Raw genomic sequence first — 11,744 nt, forward strand, 5'->3', positions numbered from 1 at the left:
CTTTGAGCAGCGCAGCAACTGTTTGCGGTTTCAGCGGCTGCGCTTTCAACTTTTGCGCTTCTCAGCTACCGCTTTTTTCGCTGGCACTCTTCTCGGCATCGCGCTGCCTGCGGATCTGCGCATCCACCGCGGCGATCGCGGTCATGTTCATCACCCGGCGCGAGGTGGCGCTGGTGGTGAGGATGTGCACGGGCTTGGAAATACCCATCAGGATCGGGCCGATCGCCACGCCGTCGGTGAACACGCGCACCAGGTTGTAGGCGATGTTGGCCGCTTCCAGGTTCGGCAACACGAACAGGTTGGCGCGGCCCTTCAAGGTGCTGTTGGGCATGATCTGCTTGCGCAGCGCCTCGTCCCAGGCGGTGTCGCCCTGCATTTCGCCGTCGATGTTGAGCTCGGGCTTGCGCTTGAGCAGCGCTTCGCGCACCTGGCGCATCTTCAGTGCATCGCGCGAGTCGTGACTGCCGAAGTTGGAGTGCGACAGCAGTGCGATATTGGGCTCGATGCCGAACAGCTTGAGGCGGTAAGCGGCCTGCAACGTCGCTTCCACCACCTGCTCCACCGTGGGGTCTTCCTGCACATGGGTATCGAGGAAGAAGAACACGCCCAGCTGGTTGATCACGCCGGTCATCGCCGAGGTGGAGCTCACCCGCGGTTCCAGCGGAATCACGCTGCGTGCGTAACCCAGCTTCTTGTGGAAGCGCCCGACCACGCCGGACAGCATCGCATCGGCTTCGCCGCGCGCCACCATGACTGCGGCGATCAGGGTTGGACGCGAGCGCATCAGCTCCTTGGCGGCGGTCACGGTCACGCCGCGGCGCTCGGTGAGCGCGTGGTAATACTGCCAGTAGTCGTTGAAGCGGGGGTCGTCGAGGATGTTGGTGATCTCGAAGTCCACGCCGGCGGTCAGGCGCAGGCCCATGCGTTCGATGCGTGCTTCGATGACGTCCGGGCGGCCGATCAGGATCGGGAAGGCCAGGCCTTCGTCGACCACGTTCTGCACTGCGCGCAGCACCACTTCTTCCTCGCCTTCGGCATACACCACGCGCTGCTTGTCGGCGCGCGCGCGGTCGTAGACCGGCTTCATCATCAGGCTGGTGCGGTAGACGAACTGGCCGAGCTTGTCGCGGTAGGCTTCCATGTCGGCGATCGGGCGCGTGGCCACGCCCGAGTCCATCGCCGCCTGCGCGACGGCCGACGACAGCTCGACCAGCAGGCGCGGGTCCAGCGGACGCGGAATCAGGTAGTCCGGGCCGAAGCTCGGCGTCTCGCCGCCATAGGCTGCGCCCAGGTCGGAGGCCTCGCGCCGCGCCATCGCCGCGATCGCCTTGACGCAGGCGATCTTCATCTCTTCGTTGATGCCGGTGGCACCCACGTCCAGCGCGCCGCGGAACAGGTACGGGAAGCACAGCACGTTGTTGATCTGGTTCGGGTAGTCCGACCGGCCGGTGCCGATGATGCAATCCGGGCGCACCGCCTTGGCCACTTCCGGGGTGATTTCCGGGTTGGGATTGGCCAGCGCGAAGATCACCGGCTGGCGCGCCATGCTGGCGACCATCTCCGGCTTGAGGATGCCGGCGGCCGACAGGCCCAGGAAGATATCGGCGCCCTCGACGATCTCGGCCAGGGTGCGCTTGTCGGTATCGCGCGCGTAGCGCTGCTTGTCCGGGTCCAGGTCGGTGCGGCCGGTGTGGATCACCCCGTCGCGGTCCAGCGCCAGGATGTTCTCCGGCTTCAGGCCCAGCGAGACCAGCATGTTGACGCAGGAAATACCCGCCGCGCCCATGCCGGTGGTGGCCAGCTTGACCTCTTCGATCTTCTTGCCGGTGACCACCAGCGCGTTGAGCACGGCGGCGCCGACGATGATCGCGGTGCCGTGCTGGTCGTCATGGAACACGGGGATGTTCATGCGCTCGCGCAGCTTGCGCTCGACGATGAAGCATTCCGGCGCCTTGATGTCTTCCAGGTTGATGCCGCCGAAGGTGGGCTCCAGGCTGGCGATGATGTCCACCAGCTTGTCCGGGTCGTTCTCGTTGATTTCGATATCGAACACGTCGATGCCGGCGAACTTCTGGAACAGCACGCCCTTGCCTTCCATCACCGGCTTGGAGGCCAGCGGGCCGATGTTGCCCAGGCCCAGCACCGCGGTGCCGTTGCTGATCACCGCCACCAGGTTGCCGCGCGCGGTGAGCTCGCTGGCCTGGGTGGCGTCTTCGACGATGGCCTCGCAGGCAAACGCCACGCCGGGCGAGTACGCCAGCGACAGATCGCGCTGGGTCAGCATCGGCTTGGTCGCGGTGACCTTGATCTTGCCGGCCGGCTGCTGGCGGTGATAGTCGAGGGCGGCCTGTTTGAAGTCGTCGGTGGACATCGGCTGTGTGGGTCTCGAAGGCGCAGGAGAACTGAATTCTACCCTCCTGCCTGAACAAGGGCCTGTCGCGCAGCTGTCAGCGCGGCAGGGAGATTGCATGCTGCAACGCAGCGCACGTGGCGATCTGCTAGCGGATCAACGCAAAACGGCCCTGCACCCCGCCGGCAACGCCGACGGAGAACAGGGCCGTAGGAAACCTCAGCGTGCGCTGGCCGGCGCGACGACGTCGGTGGCACCGGGCGGCGCCTGCAGCGGCGGCGAGCGGCCATCCAGCACCAGTTTGAGCTGGTCGCGGTCCAGCGCATTTTCCCAGCGCGACACCACTACCGTGGCCACCGCATTGCCGATGAAGTTGGTCAGCGAGCGGCATTCGCTCATGAAGCGGTCCACGCCCAGGATCAGCGCCATGCCGGCCACCGGCACCTCAGGCACCACGGCCAGCGTCGCAGCCAGGGTGATGAAACCGGCACCGGTGACGCCCGCAGCGCCCTTGGAGCTGAGCATGGCCACCGCCAGCAGTGCGATCTGGTGCCCCAGGGTCAGCTCGGTATTGGTCGCCTGCGCGATGAACAGCGCCGCCAGGGTCATGTAGATGTTGGTGCCGTCCAGATTGAACGAATAGCCGGTCGGCACCACCAGGCCCACCACCGACTTCTCGCAGCCGGCCTTTTCCATCTTCTCCATCAGCGATGGCAGTGCCGACTCCGACGACGAGGTGCCCAGCACCAGCAGCAGTTCGGCCTTGAGGTAACGGATCAGCTTGAGCACCGAAAAGCCGCAGAACCGGCACACCAGGCCCAGGATCACCAGCACGAACAACAGCGAGGTGATGTAAAACGAGCCCACCAGCCAGGCCAGGTTGACCAGCGACTCCACCCCGTACTTGCCGATGGTGAAGGCGATCGCGCCAAACGCACCGATCGGCGCGGCCTTCATCAGGATGTGCACCAGGCGGAACACCGGGGCGGTCAGCGCTTCCAGAAAGCTCAGCACCGGGCGGCCACGCTCACCCACCAGGGCCAGCGCAATACCGAACAACACCGCCACGAACAGCACCTGCAGAATGTTGCCATCGACGAAGGCGCTGATCAGCGTCGCCGGGATGATGTCCATCAAGAAGCCGATCAGGCTCAACTCGTGCGACTTCTGCACGTAGGTGTTGACCGCGCTCTGGTCCAGCTCGGCCGGGTTGATGTTCATGCCGGCACCCGGTTGCACCACGTGCGCCACCACCATGCCCACGATCAACGCCAGCGTGGAGAAGAACAGGAAGTAGGTCATCGCCTTGGCGAAGACCCGGCCCACCGTCTTGAGGTGGGTCATGCCGGCGATGCCGGTGACGATGGTCAGGAAGATCACCGGGGCGATGATCATCTTCACCAACTTGATGAAGGCGTCGCCCAGCGGCTTGAGGCTTTCGGCAAACGCCGGCTCGAAGTGGCCCAACAGGGCGCCGAGAACGATGGCTACCACCACCTGGAAATACAGCTGGCGGTAGAAGGGCACGGACGCCGGCAACGGGCCGGCAGGCTTGCTGATGTGCATGACGCCACTCCGAGGGAACTGGGGGGTGCCTGAGCAGGTACCCGGTGCCGGCATTCTGGCCGCACGTCACAGCCCGGGCCGATAACCCATTGGTACTACGGATGCGCCGCGGCGCCGATGGCGACTGCCCGGCGCCGCGCGGCACGCGCTGCAACCCCGCGCCAGATAAGGACTTCATGCACCGCCTGCCCTGCCGCAGCCGCTCGCGGGGACACCGCGGGCATGCGTCTGCAGCACTGTCCCTCGGATGGACCTGGTCTTACACTTCAGCCGCGCCGCCGCCGGCCGTTAATTCCGTTTAACGCAGACACCGAAGTTTCTGTGCAGTCGCCGTCCGGAACCTGCGCGCTTGCTGAAGCTGTTCACCGCGATCGCCATGGCAGGACGCCCCGGCCCCTTTCATTGCCGAAGACCACTCCTATGCGCCTCAATCTGCTTGTCCTGGCGTTGGCCATTGCCATCGTCCCCGCCGCTGCCAATGCAGCCACCTCGATCGAAAACTGGCCCACCAAGTACACCTTCGGTGATGGCACCGAGCTGGGTCTGACCGGCAACTACGCCTACGACGACAACAACTTCTCCGGCGACGACCGCCTGGAAGACCGCACCGATTTCCGCCGCAAGGAATTCGGCGCCACCATCAAGAAGAAGGGCGTCTACGACGCCATGGTGTATTTCGACTTCGAAGCCAAGCTGTGGCTGGACGTGTTCTACCGCTTCGAGACCAAGGCGCTGCTGGGCCAGGATTATGGCCGCGTGCGGATGGGCTACATGAAGGTGCCGGTGGGCCTGGAAGCGGTGCAGAGCTCGCGTGCGGGCAGCTTCATGGAACTGGGCCTGCCGGTGCAGGCGGTGTTCCAGGGCCGTCGGACCGGCGTGGAATGGACCCTGGAGCGCCAGCAGTACCTGCTGCAGGCCGGCGCGTACGGCGGCAAGGATCTGCAGGGCGACAACCCGGGCACCACCCAGGCGGTGCATGCCGCATGGACCCCGTTCAAGGCCGAGGGCGACGTACTGCACCTGGGCATCGCCGGCTCGGTCGAGAATCCGCGTGGGTTCAGCGACGGCCGCGGTGTGTCCTTCAGCCCGCGCGTGCGCCTGCGTGCCCGCCCGGAAGCCGGCCTGACCGACGTGCGCCTGATCGACACCGGCACCATTGTCGACGTGGACCACGTGATTCGCACCGGCGTGGAAGCGGTGTGGATCCACGGCCCGTTCTCGCTGCAGAGCGAAGCGCTGCGTGCCGAAGTGGCGCGTAACGCCGCCCAGCCGCACTTCATCGCCCAGGGCCAGTACGTGTACGGCACCTGGTCGCTGACCGGCGAGTCGCGCAGCTATGCCGGTGGCGTACCGGGCAACATCAAGCCGGCGCACGACTACGGTGCGGTGGAGCTGACCGCCCGCTACAGCCGCCTGAACCTGGAAGACAACAACGTGCACGGCGGCCGTCAGCACGACACCACCATCGGCGCCAACTGGTACCTCACCAGCCACTTCAAGTTCCAGGCCAACTACAGCTGGGTGGATTCCTCGCGCAATGGCGTGCATGAAACCCCGCACGTGATGGAACTGCGCGCGCAGGTGCAGTTCTAAGCAGCGCCAAGGCCCGCTGCTGCCAGCGCATATGGCAGCAGGTTCCCGGCACGGCCGCATCCTTTCCCGGATGCGGCCGTTGTCGTTTTGGGCGTTTGTCCAGCGCGCGGCAAGAGCGCCTGGCACCACGTAGCGCGCAGTCGTCAGGCGGGTGTGGACAGCGCGGACCAACCGCAACGGACGAGTGATACATGCCCACCGAGCACCGCCCGCGCCCACGCGGCGGTGAGCGCAGTCGTTTTATCGGCTGCTCCAAGGCGATGGCTGCGCGTGGGGGAGCAGATCGCCATACTTGCACCATGTATGCATCGCAACGCCGCCGTCTGCTGCTCACCCTGGCCATCGTGCTGGGCGGGATGGTCGTGGCCATGCTGGCGGCCGGGCATTTTGTCGAACACAGTGCGCTGCGCGACGAAAGCGTCACCGTGCGCCGGCAGTTGCGGCTCTATGCGCAGGCGCTGCAGCAGCGCATCGACCGCTATCGCACCCTGCCGCAGATCCTGGCGCTGGACCCGGAGCTGCGCGCTGCCGTGTCCGGCCCGCTGTCGCCGGCCCGGGTGGATGCGCTCAACCGCAAGCTCGAACGCGCCAACAACGTCACCCAGTCGTCCACGCTGACCCTGATCGACCGCAACGGCATCGCGCTGGCAGCCAGCAACTGGCGTGCGGCGCGCAGCAACGTGGGCGTGGACTACGCATTCCGCCCTTACTACCAGCAGGCGCTGGCCACCGGCAGCGGCAGTTTTTACGGCATCGGCATGACCACCAGCGAGCCGGGCTATTTCCTGTCGCAGGCCATCGTGGACGCTGCCGGCCAGGTGCAGGGCGTGGTGGTGATCAAGATCGCGCTGGCCGCGCTGGAACGCGAATGGCTGCAAACGCCGGACATCGTGCTGGCCTCCGACGCGCACGGGGTGGTGTTTCTGGCCAGCCGCACCACCTGGCGCTACCGCATGCTGGCGCCGCTCACCCCGCGCGACCGTACCGAATTGCGCAGCACCCGCCAGTACGCCGACCAGGGGCTGTTGCCGCTGCGCCGCCGGCTGATCGAACAGACCGGCAACGGCGGCGTGCTGGCCGAGGTGCGCGACCCGCCCTTGGGCGCCCCGGTGCTGTGGCAGACCCTGGACGTGCCGGAAAGCGGCTGGCGCCTGCATCTGCTGCACGACACCCGCGCCAGCGCCGCGGCCGGCCGCGCGGCGGCCATTGCCGCCGCCGGCATCTGGCTGGCGCTGGCCTTGCTGTGGTTGTTCGTGCAGCAGCGGCGGCGCCTTGCGGCGCTGCGCCAGCGCAGCCGCAACGAGCTGGAGACGCTGCTGCAACAACACGCCGAAGAACTGCGCACCGCCCAGGACGGCGTGGTGGCCGCCGCGCAGCAGTCCAACGCCGGCCTGAGCCGCAGCCTGGAACACCTGCCGCAGGGCGTGGTGGTGATCGACGAGGCGCTCAACCTGGTGGCATGGAATTCGCGCTACGTGGAGCTGTTCCGCTTTCCACCGGAACTGCTCAAGATCGGCCGCCCGATCGAGGACCTGTTCCGCTTCAACGCCCGCCGCGGGTTGCTGGGACCAGGGCCGATCGAGGCCGCCATCGAGCGCCGCCTGAATCACCTGCGCAGCGGCAAGCCGCATATGCGCGAGAGCGAGAAGGAAGACGGCACGGTGCTGGAAATCCGTGGCAATCCGCTGCCCGACGGCGGGTTTGTCACCAGCTACGCCGACATCACCAGCTACAAGAACGCCGCGCGCGAACTGCGCTCGCTGGCCGATGCGCTGGAGCACCGCGTGGCCGAGCGCACCCGCGACCTGGCCGCCGCCAAGCGCGAAGCCGAAAACGCCAATCGCTACAAGACCCGCTTCGTTGCCTCGGCCGTGCACGATCTGCTGCAACCGCTCAATGCCGCGCGCATGTTCGTGTCGGTGCTGCGTGGGCAGGTGCGCGAACCCGCCGGCAAGCGCGTGGTCGACAATATCGACGGCGCGCTCGCCGCGCAGGATGCGATCCTCAACAGCCTGCTCGATATCTCGCGGCTGGAGGCCGGCAGCCTGAAGACGCAGGTGCGCGACTTCGCACTCGCCCCGCTGATGGAAACGCTGGCACGCGAGTTCGGCATCCTGGCCGAAGACCGCGGCCTGGCGCTGGATTACCTGCCCACCTCGGCGGTGGTGTTGAGCGACGAAACCCTGCTGCGCCGCATCCTGCAGAACTTTCTGTCCAACGCGATCCGCTACACCCCGCGCGGCCGCGTGCTGCTGGGGTGCCGGCGACGCGGCGGCTGGCTGCGCATCGAAGTGCACGACCAGGGCCCGGGCATTCCCGACGCCTTGCAGCATGAAATCTTCGAAGAGTTCCGCCGCCTGGACGATGGCGTGGCCAACGACCGCGGCGCCGGCCTGGGGCTGGCGATCGTCGAACGCATCGGCCGCCTGCTGGGGCACCGCATCGGCCTGCGTTCCACGCTGGGCAGCGGCAGCGTGTTTTCGGTCAGCGTGCCGCTGGGCGAACGCGCTGCGATTGCCAGGCAGCTGCCGCCGCCCGCCACGGCGCCCGCCGAGCCCGGCAACGACCCCATCCTGCACGGCTGCCGCGTGTGGTGCGTGGACGACGACCCGCGCGTGTGCGAGGCCACCCGTGCCCTGCTCGAACGCTGGGAATGCCGGGTGGATTTTGCCGGCGGCCCGGACGATGCGCTTGCCGGCGCCAGTGCCGACGATGCGCCGGAACTGTTGCTGCTGGATGTACGCATGGGCGCGCACTACGGCCCCATGCTGCTGCCGCAACTGGTGGAACGCTGGCAGCGCGAACCACGCATCATCCTGATCACCGCAGAACCGGACCCGGCCCTGCGCGCGCACGCACAGGAGCTGGGATGGGGCTTTCTTTCCAAGCCGGTGCGTCCGCCGGCCCTGCGTGCATTGATGACGCAAATGCTGTTGCGGCGCGGATGATGCGCGCGGTCGGCAAACCTGCGTCTGCACAGGGAAGCTGTGACCGGCTCGCCGCCAACAGGTCGGGTTCCTGACCGCATGAAGACCGCAGGATGTCCCGGCATTCGGCATGCGTGTTATGCCGTGATTGTCTGCCGCTGCCCGATGGAACAGCGGTCTTGCGGATCGTTTCGGCGCACTGAACTGCGCGCGGTTTCAATCGCGATTGCGCGAGGGCCTTACAGTGCATGCATGTCTCGGCGCGCGCGCGTGCACACGCCACCGCCGTTTTTCTGTCCCTGCGGAACATTGGAGCCATCATGTCCAGACCTGCCTGCCTGATGTTCGCCTCGTTGCTTGTCGCCGGCTGCGCGGCGGATCTGCCGGTGCACGCTGCAACGCCACCCGACACCGTGCAGACAGCCGCACCGGTGCGCGCGGAGATCGACCCGTACACGCTGCAGACCTTGGACCGCGTGCTGCATGAGACGTCCAGGCATCGCGGCCTGAGTGCCGGGCATCTGATCAAGGTGATCTCGGCGGAATTTCTTGGCACGCCGTATCAGGCCAACATGCTGCAAGGCTCGGCCACCACGCCGGAGAAGTTGATCATCGATTTCAGGGGTCTGGATTGCTTCACCTATCTGGACTACGTGGAGGCGGCGCGCCACGCCTATTCGCAGCAGGATTTCGTCGATCGCCTGATCCTGACCCGTTACGTCGACGGCGTCGTGGGCTTTACCACGCGCAAGCACTTCTTCTCGGACTGGGTCACCCGCTCCAACCTGCTTGCCGACGACATCACCGCAACGCTGAGCTCCAAGGCCGTGCGCGTGGACAAGGCGCTCAACCTGAAAGACGATGGCAGCTTCTATCTGCCGGGACTGCCGGTGGTGCAGCGAACCATCACCTACATCCCGGCCGCCGATGTGGACAGCAACCTCGTGCGTCAGCTGCGTACCGGCGACTATGTGGGCAGGTATTCGCCGGCCGCCGGCTTGGATGTCAGCCATGTCGGCATCTTCGTCATGACCGACGCCGGCCCGGTGCTGCGCAATGCCTCGTCGCGACCGGAGAACAACAAGGTGGTGGATTCGCCGTTCATGGAATACGTCGGCAGAACCGTCGGCATCGTGGTCTACCGGCCAAAGCCCTGAGAACAGCCTGACCTGGGTGCCTTGTATCCACACCGATCCAGGTCCAATGCGCATCGCGGGAGCGGCCCCGGCCGCCAGGGCCGCCCCCTGCTGGCAACGCCCTCGCGGCCGGGGCCGCTGCTACAGGGGGAAGGGCAGCCTGCAGCAGTAACGCAGCTGGATTGTAGATCCGGACGATCAGGCAAGACTGCCGGATAACCAGGCTCACGCTGGCCTGCCGGTTGGCGGCAAAGTGCATCGCACGGCACATGCCGCCAACCACAGGAGCAACCCCGCATGACCCAGACACGTTCGTCGAACCAGTATCGCCTGCTCGGCCGCTCCGGGCTGCGCGTCTGGCCGCTCTCGCTGGGCACGATGACCTTCGGCGAGGAATGGGGCTGGGGCGCCGATGCCAAGGAGGCCGAGCGCATCTTCGCCGCCTATGCCGAGCGCGGCGGCAACCTCATCGACACCGCGGTCAACTACACCAACGGCGGTGCCGAGCGCATCGTCGGCCACCTGATCAAGCAGCGCCGCGAGCGCTTCGTGCTGGCCACCAAGTTCACCATGGCGCGCGATGCGGACAACATCAATTCCGGCGGCAATCACCGCCTGAACCTGATCCGTTCGGTCGAGACCAGCCTGCGTCAGCTCGACACCGATCGCATCGACCTGCTGTACCTGCATGCCTGGGATTTCACCACCTCGCCGGAGGAGGTGATGCGCGGGCTGGATCACCTGGTGCAGGCGGGCAAGGTGCTGTACCTGGGCATCTGCAACACCTCGGCCTGGCGCGTGGCGCAACTGCAGACCCTGGCCGACCTGCGCGGCTGGTCGCCGCTGGTGGCGCTGCAGATCGAATACAGCCTGGTCGAGCGCAGCGTCGAACACGAACTGATGCCGATGGCGCGCGAGCTGGGCCTGGGCGTGTTGCCGTGGTCGCCGTTGGGCGGTGGCATCCTGACCGGCAAGTACAGCCGCGATGATCTATCCGACGACAATGCCGCGGACGTGTCCACCAGCCGCAAGGGCGTGATTGCCTCCACCGGGCATCTCAACGCACGTTCGCTGGACATCGCCGAGGTGGTCGGCAGCATCGCCGAGGAACTGGGCGCTACGCGCTCGCAGGTGGCGCTGGCCTGGACCTTGCAACATCCTGCGGTGGTCGCGCCAGTCATGGGTGCACGCACGCTGCAGCAGGCCGAAGACAACTTCGGTGCGCTGGACATCGTGTTCAGCGAGGCGCAGCTGGCCCGCCTGGATCAGGCCAGTGCACTGGCGCCGATCTTCCCCGAACGCTTCATCGGCCGGCCGATGGCGCAGCAGTTGATCTACGGCACGCATGGCTTGCAGCTGCGCAGCTGAGACCGGAGTGAGCGCATGAGCAGAGCGTCCAGCTTCGCAGCGTCACTGCTGATTGCCGCTGCGCGCATCGCCGGCTGCGGGGCCATCGCCCCGGCGGCCGCCGCCGACAGCTGCGTCGACCAGGCGCTGCAGCCCTGCAACCACCACGTCCCTGCCGTGGCCTAACCCTCGCCTTCCGGTTCCAGCGCCTTGACCAGCACCGCCGCCTGCGTGCGGCTGTAGCAATCCAGCTTTTTCAGGATGGCGGTGACGTGCACCTTGACGGTGTTTTCGGCCAGCCCCAGCTCATGGGCAATCTGCTTGTTGAGCAGGCCGTCGGCCAGGCTCAGCAGCACGCGGAACTGCTGCGGGGTGAGCTGGGCGAGCTTGGCGGCCAGCTGCGCATCGGCTTCGGAGCGTTCGGCCGTCATCGGCGGAAACCAGGTGCCGCCATCCAGCACGCTGGCCACGGCGGTGCCGATCGTTTCGGCCGGCGTGGACTTGGGAATGAAGCCGGCCGCACCGAACTGCTGCGCGCGCCGGATCACCCGCGGGTGATCGTTGGACGAGATCACCACCACCGGGATGTCCGGATGCTCGCCACGCACATGCAGCAGCGCCGAGAAGCCGCGCGCGCCCGGCATGGCCAGATCCAGCAGCACCAGTTCGGCATGCGGATGCGAGCGCAGCATCGTGCTCAGCGTGGCAGCGCTGGAGGCTTCCACGACCTGCGCCTGCGGCAGGGTCTGCTGCAGCACGTGGATCACCGCAGCACGGAACAACGGGTGGTCGTCGGCGACGAGAATGGTGAGATCGGCCATGCGC

Annotated in this window: 8 protein-coding genes and 1 other RNA gene; 5 read left to right on the forward strand and 4 right to left on the reverse strand. The window is 66.6% G+C overall.

Annotation, left to right across the window (positions count from 1 at the left end):
• Nucleotides 1–61: 61 nt before the first annotated feature.
• Nucleotides 62–2,371 (reverse strand): NADP-dependent malic enzyme, encoded by a 2,310-nt coding sequence (locus HG421_RS14600; protein ID WP_169706989.1) that lies wholly within the window; start codon nt 2,369–2,371, stop codon nt 62–64.
• Between the two features lie 198 nt (nt 2,372–2,569).
• Complete coding sequence (locus tag HG421_RS14605; RefSeq protein WP_169706990.1) at nt 2,570–3,916, reverse strand: dicarboxylate/amino acid:cation symporter; 1,347 nt, start codon at nt 3,914–3,916, stop codon at nt 2,570–2,572.
• Nucleotides 3,917–4,336: 420 nt separating this feature from the next.
• Here HG421_RS14605 and HG421_RS14610 point away from each other — a divergent pair, with 420 nt between their 5' ends.
• Nucleotides 4,337–5,509: an OprO/OprP family phosphate-selective porin gene (locus HG421_RS14610; protein WP_169706991.1), complete on the forward strand. Its 1,173-nt coding sequence runs from the start codon at nt 4,337–4,339 to the stop codon at nt 5,507–5,509.
• A gap of 117 nt (nt 5,510–5,626) precedes the next feature.
• On the opposite strand, the gene HG421_RS14615 is transcribed toward HG421_RS14610, so the two are convergent.
• Nucleotides 5,627–5,702, reverse strand: a non-coding RNA gene (locus HG421_RS14615) — sX9 sRNA.
• A 106-nt stretch (nt 5,703–5,808) separates the two neighbouring features.
• Between HG421_RS14615 and HG421_RS14620 the strand changes: the two genes are divergently transcribed.
• From HG421_RS14620 to HG421_RS14635, 4 genes are all read left to right on the forward strand, one after another.
• Nucleotides 5,809–8,457, forward strand: a complete 2,649-nt coding sequence (locus HG421_RS14620) for a hybrid sensor histidine kinase/response regulator (RefSeq protein ID WP_169706992.1) — start codon at nt 5,809–5,811, stop codon at nt 8,455–8,457.
• Nucleotides 8,458–8,756: 299 nt separating this feature from the next.
• A complete protein-coding gene (locus tag HG421_RS14625) occupies nt 8,757–9,593 on the forward strand; it encodes a DUF1460 domain-containing protein (RefSeq protein ID WP_169706993.1) in 837 nt (278 codons plus the stop codon).
• Between the two features lie 276 nt (nt 9,594–9,869).
• Nucleotides 9,870–10,940, forward strand: a complete 1,071-nt coding sequence (locus HG421_RS14630) for an aldo/keto reductase (protein WP_169706994.1) — start codon at nt 9,870–9,872, stop codon at nt 10,938–10,940.
• Nucleotides 10,941–10,955: 15 nt separating this feature from the next.
• On the forward strand, nt 10,956–11,105 hold the full coding sequence (locus HG421_RS14635; RefSeq protein ID WP_169706995.1) for a hypothetical protein: 150 nt from the start codon (nt 10,956–10,958) through the stop codon (nt 11,103–11,105).
• Here the strand turns inward: HG421_RS14635 and HG421_RS14640 are convergent.
• Nucleotides 11,102–11,740 carry a response regulator gene (locus HG421_RS14640; RefSeq protein WP_029220842.1) on the reverse strand — a complete coding sequence of 213 codons (639 nt, stop codon included), beginning with the start codon at nt 11,738–11,740 and terminating at the stop codon, nt 11,102–11,104. The genes HG421_RS14635 and HG421_RS14640 overlap by 4 nt on opposite strands.
• Nucleotides 11,741–11,744 lie beyond the last annotated feature (4 nt).

This window comes from Xanthomonas campestris pv. badrii (assembly GCF_012848175.1).
Classification (GTDB): Bacteria; Pseudomonadota; Gammaproteobacteria; order Xanthomonadales; family Xanthomonadaceae; genus Xanthomonas; species Xanthomonas campestris_C.